Source organism: Clostridium swellfunianum, from assembly GCF_023656515.1.
GTDB classification, from domain to species: Bacteria; Bacillota; Clostridia; order Clostridiales; family Clostridiaceae; genus Clostridium_AT; species Clostridium_AT swellfunianum.
On sequence record NZ_JAMOFV010000006.1, the window covers coordinates 3,551,093 to 3,571,756 of the forward strand.

The 20,664-nt window shown below is 35.0% G+C and carries 23 protein-coding genes, 1 pseudogene and 1 riboswitch; of the genes and pseudogenes, 19 read left to right on the forward strand and 5 right to left on the reverse strand.

What is annotated here, in order from left to right; all coding sequences use genetic code 11:
- Positions 1-256: 256 nt before the first annotated feature.
- A riboswitch (cobalamin riboswitch) is annotated at positions 257-437 on the forward strand.
- A gap of 197 nt (positions 438-634) precedes the next feature.
- Complete coding sequence (locus NBE98_RS16695) at positions 635-1,489, forward strand: YitT family protein (RefSeq protein WP_250816150.1); 855 nt, start codon at positions 635-637, stop codon at positions 1,487-1,489.
- A 137-nt stretch (positions 1,490-1,626) separates the two neighbouring features.
- Here the strand turns inward: NBE98_RS16695 and NBE98_RS16700 are convergent, their stop codons facing one another.
- The gene (locus tag NBE98_RS16700) at positions 1,627-2,001 is read right to left on the reverse strand and encodes a hypothetical protein (protein ID WP_250816151.1); all 375 of its coding nucleotides are present in this window, start codon (positions 1,999-2,001) and stop codon (positions 1,627-1,629) included.
- 225 nt (positions 2,002-2,226) lie between these two features.
- On the opposite strand from NBE98_RS16700, the gene NBE98_RS16705 reads away from it, so the two are divergent.
- The 10 genes from NBE98_RS16705 to NBE98_RS16750 all read left to right on the forward strand — a co-directional run bounded on the left by NBE98_RS16705 (position 2,227) and on the right by NBE98_RS16750 (position 10,019).
- Entirely contained in the window at positions 2,227-2,790 is a 564-nt protein-coding gene (locus NBE98_RS16705; protein WP_250816152.1) for a 5' nucleotidase, NT5C type, read from the forward strand.
- Between the two features lie 169 nt (positions 2,791-2,959).
- The gene (locus tag NBE98_RS16710; protein WP_250816153.1) at positions 2,960-3,397 is read left to right on the forward strand and encodes a MarR family winged helix-turn-helix transcriptional regulator; all 438 of its coding nucleotides are present in this window, start codon (positions 2,960-2,962) and stop codon (positions 3,395-3,397) included.
- A gap of 97 nt (positions 3,398-3,494) precedes the next feature.
- Positions 3,495-3,971: a glutathione peroxidase gene (locus NBE98_RS16715; protein ID WP_250816154.1), complete on the forward strand. Its 477-nt coding sequence runs from the start codon at positions 3,495-3,497 to the stop codon at positions 3,969-3,971.
- Positions 3,972-4,069: 98 nt separating this feature from the next.
- On the forward strand, positions 4,070-4,654 hold the full coding sequence (locus NBE98_RS16720) for an AAA family ATPase (protein WP_349305960.1): 585 nt from the start codon (positions 4,070-4,072) through the stop codon (positions 4,652-4,654).
- 137 nt (positions 4,655-4,791) lie between these two features.
- Entirely contained in the window at positions 4,792-5,415 is a 624-nt protein-coding gene (locus tag NBE98_RS16725) for a GntR family transcriptional regulator (protein WP_250816156.1), read from the forward strand.
- 109 nt (positions 5,416-5,524) lie between these two features.
- A complete protein-coding gene (locus tag NBE98_RS16730) occupies positions 5,525-5,935 on the forward strand; it encodes a hypothetical protein (protein WP_250816157.1) in 411 nt (136 codons plus the stop codon).
- Positions 5,936-6,139: a helix-turn-helix transcriptional regulator gene (locus NBE98_RS16735; RefSeq protein WP_250816158.1), complete on the forward strand. Its 204-nt coding sequence runs from the start codon at positions 5,936-5,938 to the stop codon at positions 6,137-6,139.
- 263 nt (positions 6,140-6,402) lie between these two features.
- Positions 6,403-7,530, forward strand: a complete 1,128-nt coding sequence (locus NBE98_RS16740) for a betaine/proline/choline family ABC transporter ATP-binding protein (protein ID WP_250816159.1) — start codon at positions 6,403-6,405, stop codon at positions 7,528-7,530.
- A complete protein-coding gene (locus NBE98_RS16745) occupies positions 7,530-9,113 on the forward strand; it encodes an ABC transporter permease/substrate-binding protein (protein ID WP_250816160.1) in 1,584 nt (527 codons plus the stop codon). The genes NBE98_RS16740 and NBE98_RS16745 overlap by 1 nt, the downstream gene beginning before the upstream one ends.
- A gap of 162 nt (positions 9,114-9,275) precedes the next feature.
- On the forward strand, positions 9,276-10,019 hold the full coding sequence (locus tag NBE98_RS16750) for a CPBP family intramembrane glutamic endopeptidase (RefSeq protein ID WP_250816161.1): 744 nt from the start codon (positions 9,276-9,278) through the stop codon (positions 10,017-10,019).
- A 40-nt stretch (positions 10,020-10,059) separates the two neighbouring features.
- On the opposite strand, the gene NBE98_RS16755 is transcribed toward NBE98_RS16750, so the two are convergent.
- Positions 10,060-11,682 (reverse strand): hypothetical protein, encoded by a 1,623-nt coding sequence (locus NBE98_RS16755; RefSeq protein ID WP_250816162.1) that lies wholly within the window; start codon positions 11,680-11,682, stop codon positions 10,060-10,062.
- Positions 11,683-11,920: 238 nt separating this feature from the next.
- On the opposite strand from NBE98_RS16755, the gene NBE98_RS16760 reads away from it, so the two are divergent.
- The 4 genes from NBE98_RS16760 (at position 11,921) to NBE98_RS22615 (ending at position 13,733) form a co-directional block, all read left to right on the forward strand.
- A complete protein-coding gene (locus tag NBE98_RS16760) occupies positions 11,921-12,391 on the forward strand; it encodes a DUF4342 domain-containing protein (protein WP_250816163.1) in 471 nt (156 codons plus the stop codon).
- A gap of 445 nt (positions 12,392-12,836) precedes the next feature.
- Entirely contained in the window at positions 12,837-12,938 is a 102-nt protein-coding gene (locus tag NBE98_RS16765) for a hypothetical protein (protein WP_250816164.1), read from the forward strand.
- Between the two features lie 283 nt (positions 12,939-13,221).
- Positions 13,222-13,545: a site-specific integrase gene (locus tag NBE98_RS16770; protein ID WP_250816165.1), complete on the forward strand. Its 324-nt coding sequence runs from the start codon at positions 13,222-13,224 to the stop codon at positions 13,543-13,545.
- Positions 13,473-13,733: a tyrosine-type recombinase/integrase gene (locus NBE98_RS22615; RefSeq protein ID WP_432432670.1), complete on the forward strand. Its 261-nt coding sequence runs from the start codon at positions 13,473-13,475 to the stop codon at positions 13,731-13,733. The genes NBE98_RS16770 and NBE98_RS22615 overlap by 73 nt, the downstream gene beginning before the upstream one ends.
- A 63-nt stretch (positions 13,734-13,796) precedes the next feature.
- Here NBE98_RS22615 and NBE98_RS16775 read toward each other — a convergent pair whose 3' ends face one another.
- From NBE98_RS16775 to NBE98_RS16785, 3 genes are read right to left on the reverse strand one after another with little or no spacing between them, the layout of a single operon-like run.
- Positions 13,797-14,819 carry a site-specific integrase gene (locus NBE98_RS16775; protein WP_250811126.1) on the reverse strand — a complete coding sequence of 341 codons (1,023 nt, stop codon included), beginning with the start codon at positions 14,817-14,819 and terminating at the stop codon, positions 13,797-13,799.
- The gene (locus NBE98_RS16780) at positions 14,812-15,786 is read right to left on the reverse strand and encodes a tyrosine-type recombinase/integrase (RefSeq protein ID WP_250811127.1); all 975 of its coding nucleotides are present in this window, start codon (positions 15,784-15,786) and stop codon (positions 14,812-14,814) included. The genes NBE98_RS16775 and NBE98_RS16780 overlap by 8 nt, the downstream gene beginning before the upstream one ends.
- On the reverse strand, positions 15,786-16,973 hold the full coding sequence (locus tag NBE98_RS16785; protein WP_250811129.1) for a site-specific integrase: 1,188 nt from the start codon (positions 16,971-16,973) through the stop codon (positions 15,786-15,788). Before NBE98_RS16785 ends, NBE98_RS16780 begins: the two co-directional genes overlap by 1 nt.
- Before the next feature lie 219 nt (positions 16,974-17,192).
- Between NBE98_RS16785 and NBE98_RS16790 the strand changes: the two are divergent.
- From NBE98_RS16790 to NBE98_RS16805, 4 genes and pseudogenes are all read left to right on the forward strand, one after another.
- Positions 17,193-17,336 (forward strand): annotated as a pseudogene (locus NBE98_RS16790) (tyrosine-type recombinase/integrase); the annotation flags it as partial.
- Positions 17,337-17,346: 10 nt separating this feature from the next.
- Entirely contained in the window at positions 17,347-18,531 is a 1,185-nt protein-coding gene (locus NBE98_RS16795; protein WP_250816166.1) for an IS91 family transposase, read from the forward strand.
- A gap of 377 nt (positions 18,532-18,908) precedes the next feature.
- Complete coding sequence (locus NBE98_RS16800; RefSeq protein ID WP_250816167.1) at positions 18,909-19,637, forward strand: RES family NAD+ phosphorylase; 729 nt, start codon at positions 18,909-18,911, stop codon at positions 19,635-19,637.
- A gap of 376 nt (positions 19,638-20,013) precedes the next feature.
- On the forward strand, positions 20,014-20,397 hold the full coding sequence (locus NBE98_RS16805; protein ID WP_250816168.1) for a hypothetical protein: 384 nt from the start codon (positions 20,014-20,016) through the stop codon (positions 20,395-20,397).
- The last annotated feature ends 267 nt before the right edge of the window (positions 20,398-20,664 follow it).

Consider the following 20,664-nt stretch of genomic DNA (forward strand, 5'->3'; position numbering starts at 1 on the left):
TTAATTTAGACATAGATTTTGCAAAAACAAAAAGCTCCTGCAGATTTTCAACCTTCTGCATGAGTTTTTTGTTTAGGCGACTTTGCTACTGTCGCTGTCCACAAGTTTTACAGAAAGTACTGTGGAAAGTTGCTTTATGAGAATAACATAACAAATGAAAGAAATCCTGCATATAAACAAGCTGAATGACTTTTTAGAGAGGTTTTAGAATTTGAAAAGCAAGCAGCTTTAATATAATATTAGTGTAAGAGTAGAAATTAAATATAAAGTCATAGGTTTTCTTATTATAGGAAATTAAAAGGGAATGTGGTCTAAGCCGCAACAGCCCCCGCTACTGTGATAGCCTACAAATCTTGTTTGCCACTGACTGAAAGGTTGGGAAGGAAAGATGAGGATGAAGCTAGAGTCAGGAGACCTGCCTAAGACTTAACAGCAAGCTTTCGGAGGGAAGGAATTTGCGGTATCAGTGGACGAGAATGTGCTTTTGTCCTATATTTGCTATAGTTTTGATACTGTAAAAGGCTTTTCATAGAGCCTTTTTTATTTTTCAAAAAATAAATACTATAAACCCTTCACAGCATAGGAAGATACAGTCTACTCATAATTAAAATAATAGTAGAAGGAGAGTTTTCACATGATGGTTGAAGCAAAAAAAATTATTAAAAGAGCAGCAGTGGTAAGTTTGGGAAGCCTAATATATGCATTAGCTATTAATATATTTATTGCACCTCATAAATTGTTAAGTGGAGGAATTGCAGGCCTTTCACTCTTAGCTCAATATGCAACACAAATACCTTCAGGTTATTGGGTTTTTATACTGAATATACCTATCTTTATAGTGGGGCTTAAAAAGATAGACAAGGATTTTGTAATCTTCAGCATGATAGGCATGTTTTCTATGTCCTGCTTTCTCGTGCTGACCAGAGATTTAAGTAGATTCATTACTGTAAAAGATTTATTTATTTCCACTTTGTTTGGAGCAGTGCTTAGTGGAGTTGGTATGGGTTTAATCTTTAAAAACAGAGCTTCTCAAGGTGGAACTGATATAATTGCAGTTATAATCAAAAATAAGAAGGCAGTAAAGATGTCTACTCTATATTTTGTTCTTAATTCAGCAATTGTGCTTTTCGGCGTGTTTGTTACAAGCATTGAATTAACCTTATATACAATTCTTTCAATGTTTATTAAGTCACTGGTAATTGACAGGATTATGGAGGGCTTTGATCAGAAGAAAATTGTAATGATAATTACACAAAAGGAAAAAGAGATTTCTGGTATGATAATGGAGGAAACGGGAAGAGGTACTACCTATCTTTACGGGGAAGGAGCATATACAGGAGAACAGAAAAAAGTAATATACAGTTTGATGACAAACAAGGAATTGAACGTTATAAGAAAGCTGATTGAAAACATAGATCCTATGTCGATTATTTCTGTTTCTGAGGCTGAAGAGATAAGGGGCAGTGGATTCTTAAAACCTGTATTATAATCAAACCACATAAACAAACAAAACAGATTTGTTTAGCTTGCATAGTTTCTGTTTAAAAAAAATGCCCCTTGCCCTCGCAGGGAAAAAAGTTAACAATTTAAATTTTTAACAATATAAAAAGTTAACAATCTTTGAAGTTAACTTTTCGTCCTGCGAGAGAAATTGTGCTCGTAGTAGTAAGTAATGGCCTCATCTACTATTGTATTAAGGTACGCGTTCACATCGCTGTGCGCTGCTTTCAATTCATTGAGCTTTCTAACGGTTGACGGTCTAAGCTTATAGGTTCTGCTGTGGGTGAATTCCTCTCCGTCAACTGCAGGTGTTGAGCCCCTTTGTGAAGGGTTAAAAGACATTCTGCCAAAGGAGGCTTGGGCAGGCTGTGGTACTTGAGCAGGGTCTGGTGCAAAGCTGAAGGTCATAATAGGAATTCCTGTTTTTACATCTCCTTCAGTAAAGCCGTTATCCTCTTCTTCATACAGGTCAAGATCTTCAGTGTTTTTAAGTTTTGTCACAGTATCATCTCCTTGATTAATATTTTTGTAAGTAATATATATATATGCACTAAAAGCTTATTTTTAAGGTCTGAATTCTATTTTAATGAAGAATCATATCTATTGAAGGTAAGATTTTATTCATTTTAATAGGCTTTTGATGGATAGTAATTGTAAGACCTAGCATTAAAAATATAGAATGTTTATAATAGATAAGTAAAAAACCAAAAGTTAAGGGGAAAACAAATGAAAAAGATTTTTTTAGATTTTGATTGTACTATTGCAGACACAGTTCAAGCATACTGCAAGGTGTATAATTCTTATTATAAGGAACATGAAGGCTTTAAGGAGGCTGATTATAACAGCGTAAACAGATATGACTTTAAGGATCAGTGTCCTTTGATTGATCATACAGAGACTATCTTTGCTAAAGAAGAGCTATTAAAAAACACGGATTTAATGCCTAATGCAAAGGAAGTGCTTGAAAGATTGGCAAGCAGCCACGAGCTTGTAATATGTTCTCTAGGAAACTTGGACAATATATCTAATAAAGCTAAGTGGATTAAAAATAATCTGCCTTTTATTAAAAATGTTATATTAATCTCAAGCGCTGTGGGGGCTAATGGAATGAAGATGGACAAGAGCAGTGTAGATATGAAAAACTCCATATTTATTGATGACCATATAGACAGCCTTTTAAGCAGCAATGCTGAAGTTAAAATTTGTTTCGGCAAGGAATATTCCTGGAACAAGAGCTGGACGGGACAACGATGCATTGACTGGAGAGAAGTTGAAAAGCTATTGCTATAATTTTTATATAATATTCCAATAATCACGGGATGGCTACTCATAAGAATTAACCGTCCCTTTGTTTCTTTGTCTTTATAAATTATCTGTGTTGACATCAAAGCATGAGAAGTGTATAATAAATTCAGTTGAATACAATTAAATTTTATATTATTATATAGAAAGGATAAGCATGGATAAGTACGATAAGATTAAATTGAACAACCAAATATGTTTTCCTCTATATGCGCTGTCAAGGGAAGTCATTAAGCTGTACCAACCCATACTAAGCAAGTACAATTTAACCTATACCCAGTACATTGCAATGCTTGTTATGTGGGAGGAAGAAAAGATTAATTTTAAGCAGTTAGGTCAAAGGCTGCACTTAGATTCAGGAACACTTACCCCGCTTCTTAAAAAGCTTGAGTCTATGGACCTTATTGTTAAGTATAGAAACAAAGATGATGATAGAGTTGTTACTGTGGAGCTGACTGAAAGAGGCAAGCTTTTAAGAGACGAGATACTGGAGGTTCCGGATGCAGTATACTGCAATTTCAAGGGCAGTGAACAGAAGCTTTTAATGCTTAAAAAGCAGTTGGATGAGCTATTGAGCACTATGGAGGATAAGTAAGTCAAATTCTATTTAGATTTGACTTTATATTTTAACAAGATTGATTGAGTTAAATTAAATTTATATAAATGAAAGTAATTTTAAAGGAGAATGAACAATGAAATTTTATGATTTTTCAGCAAATGATATTTATGGTGAAGAGGTAAAAATGGATGCCTACAAGGGGAAGGCAGTCTTGGTTGTTAACACTGCAAGCAAATGCGGACTAACCCCACAATTTAAGGAATTAGAAGCCCTATACGAGGAATATAAAGACAAGGGTCTTGAGATACTCGGTTTCCCATGCAATCAATTTGCAAATCAGGATTCAGGAAGCAATGAAGACATACAGCAATTTTGCCAGTTGAATTATGGAGTCACCTTCACAATGTTTGAAAAGATAGATGTAAACGGAAGTGAGGCACACCCTTTATATAAATACCTGAAAGGTGAGGCAAAAGGCTTTATAAGCAAGGAAATAAAGTGGAACTTCACTAAGTTCTTAATTGACTCTGATGGAAACGTGATAAAAAGATATGCACCTACAGTGGTACCGTCAAAGATTAAAAAGGATATAGAAAAATGCTTGGCATAGGACCATATTAGCAATGAATTAGCACTATTTCTGCCAGAAAGGTGCTTTTTTATTTTCATAGTTAAAATCTTATATCTAAGTCTTGATACGAAATGTAATTGAGATATAATTACAATGAATGCTTAAGGCAAAAGAAGGGATTGATTATTATGCAAAAGGGAATATATGTTATTACAGGTGTAATGGCATCAGGCAAATCAACTGTTGCTGAAGCTTTATCAAAAAAACTAGAAAAGAGTGTTCATATCCATGGAGATACTTTTAGGAAGATGATTGTAAGCGGCAGAGAAGAAATGTGTGAAAGTCCAAGTGAAGAGGCCTTAAACCAGCTTGATTTAAGGTATCGTATCGCTGCAAAAGCTGCAAAGGAATATTATGATAGCGGCTTTACAGTTGTTGTTCAGGACAACTATTTAGGGGATAAGCTAATGTATTTTGTGGAACTTCTAAAGAACTACCCAGTTTATGTTATCGTGTTAAGTCCTAGTATAAGAACCATAGAACACCGGGAAAAAAATAGAGGAAAGAAAGGTTACATTGGTTTTACGGTTGAAAGCTTATATCAAGGTTTCATGGAAAATACACCTAGAATAGGGCTTTGGCTGGACACATCTAGTATGTCACCACAAGAAACAGTGGATGAAATTATAAAAAGGGCTGACAGTGAAGCAAAATATAACTAATTCGGGTAAAACTAATGAGGATTTAAAGACAACCCTATAGAATAAATAAAGTTGTTTCTTTGCCTTGATTGCTTTATAATTGAAAAAAAGGCTATAATAATGCAAAAATAACATAATAACAAATGGAGGCAGTTTTAATGTCAGAGGTTTCAATTATTAAACCTATATATCAGCAGATTGCTATAGATGTGGCAAGTAGGATAGCAAGCGGTGAATTTGCTGTTGGAGAAAGAATCCATGGACGGTCCACCCTTGCAGGTCAATATAATGTATCTCCTGAGACTATTAGGAGAGCTATTATTATTTTAGAAGACGTAGGTATTGTAGAAGTTGCTCAGGGCAGCGGCATTACAGTAAAATCGAGAGATGGAGCCTTTAAGTTTATTGAGAAATTTAAGAGCAAGGATTCAATGACTTCTATTAAAAAGAACATGGAGAATATATTGAATGAAAAAAGAAAGCTTGAAGATAGCTTGACTTCTTATGTAGATATGCTTATTGACTACTCGGAAAGATTTAAAAACTCCAATCCTTTTGCTCCTATGGAAATTGAAATACCTAAAGAATCAAAGCTTCTTGGAAAGACAGTTGCGGAGACCAACTTTTGGCAGAATACAGGAGCGACTATAATAGGTATAAGAAGAGAAGGAACTTTGATATTGTCACCAGGACCATATGTTGCTTTTAATGCTGGTGATATTTATGTAATGATAGGCGAGGAAAGCTCCTACGAAAGAGTGAAAAATTTTATAAAAGAATAAAGGGTTTTAAGATTAAAATATTTTTTTAGAGTTATTGCAAATATCTCCCAAGAGTGATATATTTATAACATGGATGTTATAAATATATCACTCTTGGGAGGTTTATTTTATGGATGCGAAAATGAATGTTAAACTAAGGCTTACTATGGAGGTAGTAACAGCGCTATATCTATTTCTTAGTGCATTACTAAAGAATATTAATGTAATTAACTCTAACAGCTCAATGTATCCAGTTTTTATTTGGATAGCAATATGGTGCGTAATATTTTTATATCGTAAAAAATTAGGTGGAATAACTGATGAGCTAGTAGTTTCTATATTGTCTAAAGTAAACAGAATAGATGTATATTTTTTAATAGTTGTGGTTGGTATTTTTAGCATCTTCCTTGTATCTCCGTATAATAGTCTTATAATTTCAAAGGTTACAATAGGGTTATATTTAATGTTTATATTACTAATCGCAACTGTTATTAGATTGTTATTGTTTATATATTATGATAGAAAGGGGATATATAAATAAGTGTCAATTTTAATAACAAGGATAAGAGAATATAGAGAAAAAGCATCAATAAGTCAAAATGAGCTTGCAAAACTTGTAGGGGTTAGAAGAGAAACAATAGTTCATTTAGAAAACGGAAAATATAACCCTTCTTTAAAATTAGCAATGGACATATCAAAGGTGTTCAATACAACAGTTGAAAACCTGTTTGAATTTATTGATTAATTAATTATATTTAGCAGAGCATGTTAATTTGAAAAAATTAATGTGCTCTTTTATTTTCTCTTGTTCATAGAATCGTAATATTTAAATTAGTCAGGCAACATTTACAAATAGACAACCTTGTGGTAATATAAAGTTGTCACATAAAGACAACTTGCTTAAATAAGAAGGTTGTCAGTGGAGGTTTAAGAGCTTAAGCATTCAAGACGGTACTGAAAGAGAAGGCAATAATGATTATGAATGTAGAAAGCTATAGGAGGGGTTTTATGTTAGAGTTTAAGAATATAAGCAAGGTTTTTAAGAATAAAACCATAATAGAAAACATTAGTTTTACAGTAAACAAAGGGGAGTTTGTAGTTTTAATTGGGCCAAGCGGCTGCGGTAAGACTACAACTTTAAAAATGATAAATAAGCTGATACCAGCTACCTCAGGAAATATCTACCTTGATGGTAAGGATATTTTAAAAGAGGATGTCATTACCCTAAGAAGAAATATGGGCTATGTAATTCAGCAGACTGGCCTTTTTCCTCATATGACCGTTGGTGAAAACATTGGACTTATACCAAGGCTTGAAAAGTGGGAAGAAAGCAAAATAGTTGAAAGAACTGTTGAGCTTTTAAACATGGTGGGCATGGAGTCTGAGCAGTATATAGACAGGTACCCCTGCGAGCTAAGCGGAGGACAGCAGCAGAGAATAGGGGTTGCAAGAGCTTTTGCCACAAATCCAGATATAATCCTTATGGATGAACCATTTAGCGCTCTGGATCCAATAACAAGAAGCCAGCTTCAGGATGAGCTTTTCAATTTGCAGCAAGAGCTTAAAAAGACAATTGTCTTTGTCACTCACGATATGGATGAGGCTTTAAAGCTTGCAGACAGAATATGCATTATGAAGGACGGTAAAATTCTTCAGTTTGATACTCCAGAAAATATACTAAAGAAGCCGGCGGATGAGTTTGTTGAAGAATTTATAGGAAAGAATAGAATATGGCAGCAGCCTGAATTTATAAAAGCTAAGGATATTATGATAGCTGAGCCTGTTAAGACGAGCCGTTCAAGGACAATAGTCCAAGCTGTTGAAATAATGAAATCAAATAAAGTAGATAGTTTGATGATTGTAGACAAAGCAAACAAGCTGGAAGGAATCGTTACTCTTAAAAATATAAGAAAGCAGGAGAGTACTTCATTAAAGCTTGAAAGCATTATGGAGACAGAGGTTAAGTTTGTTAATATTGATGAATCTCTAATAGATATATTAAAGAAAATGAATGAGCTTCATATTGGATACGTACCAGTTGTAGACGAAGCTTCTAGATTGGTTGGATTAATTACGAAAAGCAGCCTTCTAAGCGTGTTAAGCAATCAATACATCAATCAGGAGGTGGAGATTTAATGAGTTTATTTAAAGGCTTTATGGAATTTATAGCCTCGAGAAGCAGCCAGATTACAGCTTTAATTCTTGAGCACATACAATTAACAATATTTGCAGTAGTAATAGCTATAGCTATAGGAATTCCTCTAGGAATACTCATAACCAGAGTAAAAAAACTCTCTGGTCCAATACTTGGCTTTGCAAATGTAATACAAGCTGTCCCAAGCTTAGCACTGCTGGGCTTTTTGATCCCTCTCCTAGGAATAGGGAGTAAACCTGCAATTCTTATGGTATTTTTATACTCCCTACTTCCAATAATTAAAAACACCTATACAGGACTAATGAATATTAATCCTGATATAATTGAAGCCTCCAAGGGCATGGGAATGACTAAAAGCCAGATTTTAAGAATGGTTCAGCTTCCCCTTGCCCTTCCAATAATTATGACAGGTATTAGAATATCAGCTGTTACAGCTGTCGGACTTATGACAATTGCAGCCTTTGTTGGCGCAGGCGGTCTTGGTTACATGGTTTTCTCAGGTGTTCAGACCGTTAATAATTACATGATACTAGCTGGCGCAATACCAGCATGTCTATTGGCACTTGCAATGGACTTTGTGGTAGGAAAGATTGAAAAAGGGGTAACACCACCAGGAATAAGAAAAGCAGATGGAACAATTAAGCTTCCAAAGAAAAAAAGCTATAAGCCTACTTTAATGCAAAAGTATATAGCTGCTGCATTGGCAGTTATATTTATAGCTTCTGGAGTTTATTTCTACACAAGAAAGTCAGACAAAATAGTAGTGGGTTCTAAAAACTATAATGAGCAGCTGGTACTTGGAAACATGCTAGCAGAACTAATTGAAGGAAATACAGATCTTGAGGTTGACAGAAAGCTAAATCTTGGAGGCTCCAGTATAGCCTTTGACGCCCTTAAAACTGGAGAGCTGGATATGTACGTGGAATATATAGGTACCGCACTTGTTAATATAATGAAACAGCCCGTAGTTAATGACCCTGACAAGGCTTATGACATTGTAAGCGACTATTTTAGTAAAAACTACGGCATAACCTGGCTTGAGCCGCTGGGCTTTAACAATACCTACACTTTGGCTGTTAGAATGGATACTGCTGAAAAGTATAACCTAGAGACTTTTTCAGACATAGCTAAAGTAGCAGACCAGCTTACCTTAGGCTGCACCATAGAGTTCAGCAATAGAGAAGACGGCTATCTGGGATTAAATAAAATGTATAACATGAAATTTAAAGGTGTTAGCCCAGTTGATGGAGGCTTAAGATATACTTCCTTAAACAGCAATAAGACAGATGTTATAGATGCTTTTTCAACAGATGGCTTATTAAAGGCCTTTGGGCTTAAGGTTTTAAAGGATGATAAGAACTTTTTTCCACCTTATCACGCCGCTCCTATAGTAAGTACTAAAACTTTGGAGAAATATCCAGAACTTAAGCCTTTAATAAATAAGCTAGGTAACAAGCTTAATGATGATAAGATGAGAGAACTAAACTATAAGGTGGATAAGCTTAACGAAGATCCTGCAAAAGTTGCAAGAGATTTCTTGCTTGAAAGTGGTTTGATTAAGTAATTGGAATGATAAACCCTTAAAAATTATGAATTGAAGTAATGGTAAATACTTCTTGTTTTTAACAAATATAGGTATAATATAATTATGATAGCGTAACAGCATTTATCATAAGTTAATAATTATTATAAACCTATTTATAATTTTGAGGGAGTGAATTTGTAAATGAAAAAATTGCAAGAAAACAAACCAATTTGGCACGCTGTGATTTGGATACTTATGTATATTTTAGTGGTCAATATTGGCGACAACATTTCAGGAAGCTTAGGACAGGCTAATTTGCCTACAGTAGTTTTACTGATAGCTTTTTCCATAGTGCTTCTTATTTATTTAAAAAAGAACAACTGGTTTGAGCTATACGGTTTTAGAAAAATAGGGAAGGCAGAGCTAACAAAGGCTCTATTCTTCGTTCCTATTTTAGCTACGGTTTTTCTTCATTATCTTAGAGGCATAAATAAAGAACTTGGGTTTAAGGGTTTTATTCTAGCCATTGCCTTGATGCTATGCGTTGGCTTTATTGAGGAAGTAGTGTTTAGAGGCTTTTTATACCAAGGCATTTTAAAGGAAAGCGGAATGAGAAGAGCAGTGCTTATTTCAGGAATAACCTTTGCAATAGGACATATTGTAAACCTGCTTAGGGGATATACCACTGCAGACCAGATAAATCAAGTTGTAATAGGAATATTCATTGGCATCACCCTTGCGCTTATTGTTGCTCTTACAAAAAGTATTCTGCCCTGTATACTTTACCACATATTGTTTAATATTAGCGGAACTATTACCTACAGCAATTTAAAGCTGGAGACCTATATGGTAGTAATAACCTCTGTGGTTTGTGTATTGTATTCAGTTTATATGCTAAAGGTATTTAATCTTAAGAAAGACTCTCAAAAAAATATGACTGTGTAGAGAAAAAGAGCCTGAGGGCTCTTTTTATTCTTGTATACAGTTAAGAGGTTTTCTTTTTTGTAAAAAGAATTGCTCTGTCCCAGATGATATCAAAAACATAGGGACCAACCATAGCTATCTGATCTAAATAAACTCTAAAGACTATGCGGGCATCCTTGTTATTATCAACTCCGTAGGCTTTTCCAAGAGGGTTTCCTGTGCTGTAGTGAATGATTACAACATTTTTTTCATCGGCTTTTCTTGCCATTTTATATACATAATAATATCCAGAGTTTTCATAGCCTTCAGGAAAATATTCTGCTGCGGAATTAGGAAATTGAACTGTACTAAAGGCTCCTGCAACACCATTGAAAAGTTCTACTCCATAGAAGCTTGCATTGGAATATATGGCTTTTCCGGTTTGCTTGTGATTGATGCCGTATACTATCACAAAATCATCATCGCTCGTGAATTTAAAATCCTCCGTTTTAAAATACACAGCATCTCTATTATCTCCATATACATTCATATCCCGCAGAATAGCATTATAATTATCGGGAATCCCAATGGTAAAATCCAAGTCCACAGGGTTGTATTCAGGAGTTCCATATTTTTTGATAATCTCACTTCTAAGGTAATCAAAGTCATTCCTGGAGTTTGGTACAACCTGGTACTCAGTTATACCTGTTTCCCTGATTTTAAGGGTTGGCACCGGCCATGGGTTTAGATTAGCAAGAGGGCTTTTAGGTGTAATTCGAAGTACTCTAAAGTACTTATCTATATTGTTAATGTACTCCTCGCCAATATTTTGATTAGCCCATAATGCAAATCTCATCATAAAAATAAAGGTGTCCTTTCCCTTTTCAAGCCCTAGATTCACTAGATTATCAGGAATGTTGTCATCGTTCATAATGTCGGGGCTATAACCAGCTGCCTTAAGTGCCTCACGCATTTCTTTGTTTATGTTCCTGTCTGCAGTACTTATTATGATTGTAAAACTGTTGTAAGGTTTTCCAGGAGCACCTTTTGGAGTATTATCAGTCCAGAGATTATAGTTGTTTAATTGATCGCCAAGACTTGCAAAAACCATGTGGTAAAAGCCTGTATAAGCATCGCCAGCAGTAATTTCATTGCTATAGTCTTTTTCTGGTTTGTTCTCTGCAAAGCCGAGATAGCTTCTAAAGCAATAATACAAGGCAGGAGGAGGAGTTATTCCTATTAGCACAACGGCCTCGTCAGGACGCAGCTTAGAGTTAATTCCAGGAGCTATATAATTTATATTTGCAGGATAATTATTGGAATTGTCAGGGCTATAACCTACTGGGGGATTCTGCCCTTCCGAAGGGGCTTGATTTGGGGCTGGGGGAAGCAAACAGGCTGCATAGGGAGCACCTACATTGTTGCCTAAACAAGAATCAACCTTGCCTTCACTGCACAGCTTTATTATGTCTATATAGCTTATTTTGCCTTCCTGAACAATAAAGCCTCTTTTGTTTAAGGTTGAAATAAAGTTACTTAAATTTGCAGCCTCATCCTCTGCATAATTAGTAGATTGTCTTAAGAGGTTAGGATTAAATATTGGATTATTAATGCAGTAAGGACAAGGATACATGTTACAGCTACTGCACATGGGGTAGGAGTCATGCATTGGAGAGTTAAAGTAATAGGGATTGATTTTATACATTTTCTTCTTTCCTTTCACAGACTTTATACCATAATATGTTAAGGAGTTAACGGAGGTGCGGTTAGATGACACAAATGAACTGATTGCAGTTTATTTTGAATTATATGTTAGGATTTAAACTTGAAAATTTTCTAATCAAATTCTAATGTTTCATTAATTATTGTCTAACTATTGCTACCTATAATAAAAGCATAAGGTTAAGGAAAACAAATAAATTATAGGAGAGAGGTAATAAAAAATGACAGTAAGAATGGAAAATATCGATGAACTTAGAAGAAGAACAAACGTAAGCTACGAGGCAGCAAAGGAAGCCCTTGAAAAATGCAATGATGATTTGCTGGAGGCAATTATTTATCTAGAGAAGAACAATATGGTTAAGTCAAATGCAGTTTGTGACAATAAGGAATCCTTATGGGATAAGTTTAAGAAGCTAGTTAAAAAAGGTAACAACACAAGATTTATAATTAGCAAGAGAGGTGCAAATATTTTAAGCATACCTGTTACGCTGGCAGTTATTATAACAATAATTGCTCCTTACGTAACATGCTTAGCCCTTCTAGTTGCTCTAGTTACAGGACACAGGGTAAGGTTTGAAGGCAAGGACATGGAGTTAGATAAAGTAAATCAAATGATGGATAAGGTAGCAGACAGTGTAGACTGTGCTAAGAGGAAGCTTAGCGAAGACAGCAATGCGGAGGGAACGAGATAATAAGAGCATCGTTTCTAATAAAATGATATAGGAAATGAAGAAATCAGCTAGAAAATGATCTAGCTGATTTTTTATTTCAGCAACCTCTCAAATCCTTAGCAGAGTAAAAAGTTAACTTTTTATATTTATAAATTTTTAAAAAGTTAAAAAGTTAACTTTTTATGCTGCGAGAAAAAGAGGACTCACAATAAAAATATTACTATCAACTAAGAGTTATAGGGTTTTAACTGTGAAACTTACCTTATACATAACTCAAAATAGTGAAGCTTCAATACTTTTTGAGCATGTATAAGGTAATAGTTGAACTTAAAACCCTATATAATGCAAAGTTGCTGACCTTTACCATTAGTTGTTATATAATGTAATTAATAGTGAAAAATAATTGAAGTTCATTCCAGATCAGAATAAAAGAAATCCTAGCAGAAAGGACAGGTGAGCGGGGGACTTGAGATTTATACAGAAACTACTTGGTCATTCTAGTTCTAAAACTATTGAAATATATACTCATGTTACTCAGAAAAGTATTTCCAATAACAAAGTTCTTTAAACAAGCTTAATGATAGTATAAATTTTGAGTTATGAAGGGGAGGAGATATTAAACTATAGTAATATTTCCCGACACGGACGTCGGGAATACCGATAAAGGTTGGTATATCCCGACAGTAATTGAAGGAATATTTAAGTTGAACTAAACCGCACTGAGTGCGGTGGTGAATCTGCAGCAACTTAAGATTTAGCATAAAACTAATAGAATGTTTTAAATGCTTAAATATGGAAATAACTTCTTTTGTATAAGAATCAAAAATCTTAATATAAAAGGAGTTTTTATTATGACAAAATTAAGAGAACAATTCAAAAGAGACCTGGAGCTTAAGGGCTTCAGCCCCAAAACCCAAGAATCGTATCTAAGACATATATCATTATTTGCCAAGCACTATAACAAGTCACCAGAGCTGCTAGGTACTGAAGAGATCAAAGCTTATCTCCATTATCTCATCGCAGAAAGGAACTTCAGCAAGTCTTATGTAAATCAGGTTTATAGTGGATTAAAATTTCTTTATGAGACTACCCTCAATAGACAATGGGATATGAAAAAAATACCGAGAGCAAAGAAAGGCTTACGTTACTTTCAGAAGGCAATCTTAAGATTCTAAGAGACTATTTTAAGTATTTTAGACCCATAGACTGGCTTTTCCCAGGAGCAGAGAAAGACAACCCTCTATCAACACGAAGTGTGGAAAAGATAATGGACAAGGCTGTCAAGAAGTCAGGAATAACAAGACCTGTAACGGTACATACATTAAGACATTATGTAGAGTCAAATATTATGGGGAGTACATAGTGTTTTTCATGTATTTTAAGGTGATTACACTAAAATCACTCACCATAATACTTAAAAGCTATTCTATTCGCATAAGCCATTCAACCACTTCATTAGATCTCCATCTTCCTCCCATCTTGGAATTTCATCGGGGACTAAATCAACATATGCATTTTCAATAGCCTTTCTTTTCATTTCACTGTCCGCTCTCGCGTATATCTCTGTTGTAGAGCAATCTGCATGCCCAAGAAAATCACGTATATATATGAGATTTACTCCTGATTGAAGCAAGTGCATGGCTTTTGCATGACGGAGCACGTGAGGAGTTATATGAAAATTAACTTTAAATAAAGATTTTTCCCTTGCCATCTCCACATACTTATTTAAAATATAGGAAACTCCCCATCTAGATAGCTTCTGGTTCTTTTGATTTGTGAAAAGGTAATTATCTGTCTTTGCAAGCCCAAAATGATACTTTTTTATTTTAAGGTATTTTTCAAGTAGTTCTGATGTCCCGCCCATTAAAGGAACCTGACGAATCTTATTGCCCTTACCGTGCAAGGTAATTACTGAGGGATCAGAAAGCCGTATATCTTTAATCCTAATTTCTGTGAGTTCTTGAACTCTTGCACCAGTATCGTACAAAACTGATAGAAGCACCATATCCCGAAATCCTTCGTAAGTAGATGAGTCAGGCTGCTGTAGCAGAATTCTTATTTCAGTACCCGTTAGGTACTGGACTAACCCTTTCTGACTTTTCTTGTTTGGAATAGAAAGGATTTTTTGTATTTCAAATAAGTTTTCAGGAACTTCCTTTTGTACATATTGAAAAAATGAATGTAGTACAGCTAGTCTATGGTTACGTGTTGAAATTGAACATTCTCTTTTTTCTTCAAGCCATTGAAGATATTCCACAACAAGTTCCTTTGTCAGTTGATTCATGCTTATTGTCTCAGGTCTCATCGACCTTTTTGTTGTGCAGAATACCAAGAAGAGTTTAAAAGTATCGCGATACGATGATATAGTATGTACACTCGCATTTTTCTGTCCAGGAAGGTATTTTGATAAAAAGTATGAAAGATATCTTGGAAAATCAGCATTATTCATCAAACTCACCACCTAGCGGTATAACGTAACCAAAGTCTGCTTCAACTCGATTAATGATATTAGGATACAGATCAGCAGTTAGCCTAAGATAATATTGTGTACCTCTAAAATCTGAATGCCCCATATATGCTGCAAGATATGGAAGGAGATTGGTCAATTCCTCACCTGAAAGAACCCAGCCTTTGAGGCACTTTACAGCAAAATTATGTCTCAAATCATGTACTCTAGGTCCTGCATCTGTGTGTGATATACCTGCATTCTGCAGATAGTCGCGAAAGCGACGGTACATTGTGCTCTGATCAATTCTTTTATTGTTCTTTGTAGTAAATAGATAAGCACTATCATTAGAATATCTATGGATTTTCTCCTTAAGCTCAATGATGCGTTCCGTTAGGCTGGGAGAAAGAGGGATTATACGGTCTTTATTATTTTTAGCGTGATATATAGTCAAAATACCTTCGGTAGGACTGAAATCACTTATGAGGAGGTTTAATGCTTCAGAAATTCTCATGCCAGTTCCATAAAGAAGTCGAAAGAATACAGGGTCAATAATACTCCTATTGGTATAAAATGAATCCTTCCAAGAGTCAATTGTATGGAAGATTTGTGCCATTTCTTCTTCAGTAAATATATACGGTACGTGAGTGCCTTGATTCTGTGGTGCTGACTTGATTTCAGGCACATAAACTTCATGAAATCCATTCTTCGTAAGGAACAAGGCAAAATCGTGCATGAGCCGTTCTTTCAAGTAGTAGCTAGATGGACGTTCTACAGCTGAATAAATAAATTCATTCAGCATGGGTTTTGTCAGGCGTGAGCCTGAGTAACCATTTCTGGAGTAGTATTCATCGAATCTTTTCAAATAGTGTTCCTGTTGGTTAAATCGAAATCCTGTCATTCGTTTCTCCTTAAGATAAGATATAAGCATATCGGAGATATCGCTTTGCCATTGGTATTTTTCTTTCATTACTGGAACACCTCCTCCGGATCTAAGGCACATTTTCTCAGCCCTTCAATATCTATCTTAATGTAGATACTGGTTGTGTTTATACTCTGATGGCCCAGTGTTTCTGAAATTACTGACAAAGGAGCTTTCGCTTCAAGCATATTTTTGGCTAAGGTGCTTCTTAGTGAATGCATACCACAAATGACACCAGATGGAATATTAATCCCCGCTGCCTCCATGTAGCGGCGCAGTTCTCTTTGAAAACACTCGTTTTCGCCGAAGGCATCAAAAGGAGCTCTATGTCTGACAAATATCCTGTTACTCGCTGTTCTAGGGCGGCCATTCTTAAGATAATCAATGAGCGCCCAACCTATATCATCTAGAATCGGCAACTCTATTGCTTTACAGGTTTTTTGCATTATAATACTGATTGTCTTACGACTCCAATTCAAATTGGAAAGCTGCATCCTGCGGATGTCACTAACTCTTAAACCAAGACGAACAATGAGAAGCAGTATTGCAAAGTCACGCTTACCCTTCGGGTCTCCCCTATCAATAATGGACAATAGTTTTTTTACATCTTCTGTTTTCCATGAGTAAGGAATAAAGGCATTCCGTAGGATTCTTATATGCGGTAAAGATGAGGCAATATCTATTTTTATAAATCCTGCTTCCTTCAGGAAAGATAAATAGTTACGCAACACATATACAACAGTGGCTACATACTTTGGTTTTGATTCTTCATAGTTAGCTAAAAACTTAGAAATAAGAACTGATGTGATCTTGCCTGAATTAGATATACCTTTTTCATCAAGGAAAGTGAGAAGTTTATGTATTATGTTATTGTTACATACTATAGTTGCATCTGCATAATTACGTTCTTGATATTCTTGTTGAAACTGCTTATATTCTTTCTCAAAGCCAGGTGGACAAATAAATGGTTGTATATGTGATCGAATAAAGAAGGATAGTTCGCCAGTTTCCATAAAGATTAGAAGATTTTGAACAGGTTTCATCACCCTACCTGTTTTACGGTCGGAAGACCCCCAGAATCCCTGGAGTTTAGTGCCAGTTTTACACTTAATATAATCCATTCCAACCTCTTCTGTTAATTTTGTGATGTTTTTTTCCTTCATGAACTTTAGGAGGCTGTTAAGTACACCTCGATGATTTTTGATGGTGGAAATGGCATATTCGCGTTCTGCCATTATTTTTACAACCGAGTTAATTGCATTGCTGATAGATTGTAAGTTATCCAAAATAATACTCATCCTTTCTTTTTATAGATAAGATAAGTATTGCCATATTATGGTGAGTGTTTTATGATAAAAATAAGATAAATTCAGGAAACATGTAGTTTACTCCACATAATGTGTGACTCTACATAATGCCTTTTATGTAGAGCTCTCCATAAAAGACACAGCTTTGCAACTCATCTTCTTGAAAGCGGAGTAGATATCTACTATATTCAAAGGCTCTTAGGTCATACTAATATAAAATCCACAAGTATATACCTCCATATGACCAATATGAAACTCAGAAATATAAAGAGTCCTCTAGATACGCTTTAATGGTGCGAGCATGATTGAGGTACAAAACATATTTCAGGAATTTGGCACCAGATATCGTCAAAAGCACAAGCTACCGCTTAATCAGCTTAAGGCTATGAGCTCCATAGAAGCCTGCAGAACATCTGCACTTGGAGGACATGTTGATAAATGCGATGAATGTGGACATACTAGGATTTCCTATAATTCCTGCCGCAGCAGGCACTGTCCAAAATGCCAAAGCTTAGCTAAAGAGCAGTGGCTTGAGAATCGCAAGGATGATTTGTTATCAGTAGTCTACTTTCACGTTGTTTTTACTCTGCCATCAGAACTTAATGCGATAGCACTTAGAAACCAGGAGGTCTTATACAAGATACTCTTCAAGGCTGTTTCTGAAACTCTTCTTGAGCTTGCTTTAGACCCTAAATATCTTGGAGCTCAAACAGGTATTACTGCACTTCTTCATACATGGGGGCAAAACCTTATGTTTCATCCTCATATACACTGCATAGTCCCATCAGGAGGGCTTTCAGCAGATGGAGTAAGGTGGATAAATTCAAAGAAGAAATTTTTTATCCCCGTTAGGGTGCTGTCCAAGAAATTCAAAGGAAAGTTTATAGCATACCTTCAAAATGCATATTTCAGCAAAGAGCTAAAATTCATGGGAGAAATAGAAGAACTGTCAAAAGCAGAACTATTTTTGTACCTTATGGAAAGCCTAAGGCAAAAGGATTGGGTTGTTTACTGTAAACCCCCATTCAAGAGTGTCGAATATGTGCTTCAGTATCTTGGCAGATATACTCATAGAGTAGCTATATCAAACAATAGGATAATATCCTGTGAGAAGGGTCTTGTTACATATAAGTGGAGAGATTATAGTAATAAAAATAAGGAAAAGCTGATGACTGTTACTTCAGAAGAGTTCATAAGGAGATTTCTGATGCACATCCTGCCTGATAAATTTGTTAAGATAAGACACTATGGAATACTTGGGAACAGAAATAAAAAAACAAAGCTAGAAAAATGCAAGAGGCTCACAGGTACTAGAACTACGGTGAACTTGAAAGGCAACAAAAGATTAAGTATAGAAGAGCTAATACTAAAGATTTCAGGTAAAGACATAACAAAGTGCCCATGCTGCGGCAGCGGAATAATGAGAAAAACAGGAAGCTTACAGCCTACAGCTTGCTCTCCTCCCATGAAAATTAAAACTGTATAAACCGAAGGTTGTTTGGGGAGGGGGAAGGTGTATCTTAGTAGCATTAACGTGTCAAAATATTTCAAAAATATCGATAAGGTTTCAGAGAATATATGGTAAAATTATAAATGTAAAGTCAAAATTATTCTGTTGTCAGGGATGTAAAAAATTCAGTTCCCATAGACAGCCTAATCGGCTTCGTTCAACTTAGTGTATTTGAAATAGAGCATGAACTGAATTCTTAGTCAGCGTCTGCAACAGCTTTTAACAGGCGTTGATTAAAAGCGTACTTTACTTCAAATACACTACTAAGTGTTATCGGACATAAAAATTCATATTTAAAGAAAGAACTAACATAAAACTTTATAGTTAATTGAGAGTAGGAGGAGAAAAAACAAATGTGGATATCATACATACCATGTCCTCAGGAATGCATAGAGATTAAGGTTGATTGTGCTGAAGAGGTATATAGACATTGGGAGGATCTAGAAAATAAGTTGAAAAGTTCTAGGTATTTAATTAATACTAGTAATCCTATTTTTCAAATTCTTGACAAGGTGACAGATATAAATATTAGTGAAACAACACTGTATAGAGCTAGAATAAATGAAAAAATAAGAAATGGAGGAGAAGGTAAATTCAACAAAAATGAATTAAAGGCTCCACCATCAGAATTGTGTAAATCAGGTAGGTTAAATCCTGCTGGGGTATCTTATTTGTACTTATCTGATTCAAAAGAAACTTGTGTATCTGAAGTAAGGCCGTGGATAGGATCAGAAGTTGAAGTTGCTGAATTTTATCCAGTGAGCAACCTCTTAATTAAAGACTTGACAATTAATGATAAGGATGACCAAGGAATAAGAAACCTCAAGTTAGTTTTAGGAGAAAATTTTTCTAAGCCTATATCAAGTAATAATATTGAAACTGAATATAGGATTACTCAATGTTTAGCTGAATATATTAGGGACTACTGCAAAAATTCAAATGGACAGAGTTATGATGGAATTAAGTTTTCAAGCTCTGCATTTCAAGGTGGCTATAACATTGTTATTTTTGAGCCTAGCAAAATGAGAATTGGCTCAATCATCGGAAGAGCAAAGATAGAAAATGTAATAATTGAATTTTGACATTTTAAAGTTAAGTAACTAAATTCAATTTTGCGACGAGTTATAGAAGATTAACAACTACGTCCGATAACAATGCATTCAAGTTCGCTTTGGCTCGGAGAGGGTTTGGACAAGTGACTTGATTGAGTGGAGTTTAGTTTTGAAGTTAGGCAGCAATTAAAGCACCGCCAAAGCACACTCCTTCACCGGCGCAAGCGCAGCTCTGGGGTAGTTCTCTGAGGTCCGGCTCAGGAACGTCTTGAGTGCGAAACGTTAGATGTAATTTAGAATAAACAGAGTGGTTTTTAAAAGTTTCATAATCTTTAATCACATAATAATTTAATATCATTACGGTACTTGGTTTTATTATAAAGACAAGTATAGGAAGGTGAAAACATTGACAAAGATTAAATTGAAAGACTTAATAACAGTATTAGATAGAGATGTGGTTAAATATAATTCATGCATCGAAATGAATTTTTGTATTGATAATGATACAGAATATGAAGATTGTTGGCTTGGGAAAATGCCAGATAGGGATAATCGTGGCAAAGAAATATATTGGTATGGATTAGTGCCAGATGGCTCGCAAGCATATGACTATGATAAACTAGAGGATATTTTAAATGCTAAAGTATTTCATGGTAAAAGTTTAAGGGATGTTATTGAAGAGATAACTTGGTATTCATTAGATGGATGTAGTATAGAAGACAGATTATCAGATTACATAGATGTTAATGCAAAAAATCTAAAGAGGTCTGCACCTATAAATATTAAGTAGAATAGTATATTGCATTGTTTAATTCTCAGCTTTATTTTATCGTGAAATATATTTAATGTTTAATATACTAGATTTTGTTTAAGGTGTAGTGGCTAAAACTACATCTAACAAAATGTTGCTGTCCGCCTTGGCTGGTGGACTTTTCTTATATAGTATTGTGTAAATATATGGTTTATAATCTATATAAAGGTTAGTGTTGATTGCCGCCAAGGCACATTTTGAAAACTAAGATAGGAGTTATCTAAGTTTTCAAAACGTCAGCAACCC

Bases quoted from the DNA above. Each gene is read 5' to 3' on its own strand.
- NBE98_RS16695 (WP_250816150.1), top strand. From the start codon at position 635: ATGATGGTTGAAGCAAAAAAAATTATTAAAAGAGCAGCAGTGGTAAGT.
- NBE98_RS16705 (WP_250816152.1), top strand. From the start codon at position 2,227: ATGAAAAAGATTTTTTTAGATTTTGATTGTACTATTGCAGACACAGTT.
- NBE98_RS16710 (WP_250816153.1), top strand. From the start codon at position 2,960: ATGGATAAGTACGATAAGATTAAATTGAACAACCAAATATGTTTTCCT.
- NBE98_RS16715 (WP_250816154.1), top strand. From the start codon at position 3,495: ATGAAATTTTATGATTTTTCAGCAAATGATATTTATGGTGAAGAGGTA.
- NBE98_RS16725 (WP_250816156.1), top strand. From the start codon at position 4,792: ATGTCAGAGGTTTCAATTATTAAACCTATATATCAGCAGATTGCTATA.
- NBE98_RS16730 (WP_250816157.1), top strand. From the start codon at position 5,525: ATGGATGCGAAAATGAATGTTAAACTAAGGCTTACTATGGAGGTAGTA.
- NBE98_RS16740 (WP_250816159.1), top strand. From the start codon at position 6,403: ATGTTAGAGTTTAAGAATATAAGCAAGGTTTTTAAGAATAAAACCATA.
- NBE98_RS16745 (WP_250816160.1), top strand. From the start codon at position 7,530: ATGAGTTTATTTAAAGGCTTTATGGAATTTATAGCCTCGAGAAGCAGC.
- NBE98_RS16750 (WP_250816161.1), top strand. From the start codon at position 9,276: ATGAAAAAATTGCAAGAAAACAAACCAATTTGGCACGCTGTGATTTGG.
- NBE98_RS16755 (WP_250816162.1), bottom strand. From the start codon at position 11,682: ATGTATAAAATCAATCCCTATTACTTTAACTCTCCAATGCATGACTCC.
- NBE98_RS16760 (WP_250816163.1), top strand. From the start codon at position 11,921: ATGACAGTAAGAATGGAAAATATCGATGAACTTAGAAGAAGAACAAAC.
- NBE98_RS16770 (WP_250816165.1), top strand. From the start codon at position 13,222: ATGACAAAATTAAGAGAACAATTCAAAAGAGACCTGGAGCTTAAGGGC.
- NBE98_RS22615 (WP_432432670.1), top strand. From the start codon at position 13,473: ATGGGATATGAAAAAAATACCGAGAGCAAAGAAAGGCTTACGTTACTT.
- NBE98_RS16775 (WP_250811126.1), bottom strand. From the start codon at position 14,819: ATGAATAATGCTGATTTTCCAAGATATCTTTCATACTTTTTATCAAAA.
- NBE98_RS16780 (WP_250811127.1), bottom strand. From the start codon at position 15,786: ATGAAAGAAAAATACCAATGGCAAAGCGATATCTCCGATATGCTTATA.
- NBE98_RS16785 (WP_250811129.1), bottom strand. From the start codon at position 16,973: ATGGCAGAACGCGAATATGCCATTTCCACCATCAAAAATCATCGAGGT.
- NBE98_RS16795 (WP_250816166.1), top strand. From the start codon at position 17,347: ATGATTGAGGTACAAAACATATTTCAGGAATTTGGCACCAGATATCGT.
- NBE98_RS16800 (WP_250816167.1), top strand. From the start codon at position 18,909: ATGTGGATATCATACATACCATGTCCTCAGGAATGCATAGAGATTAAG.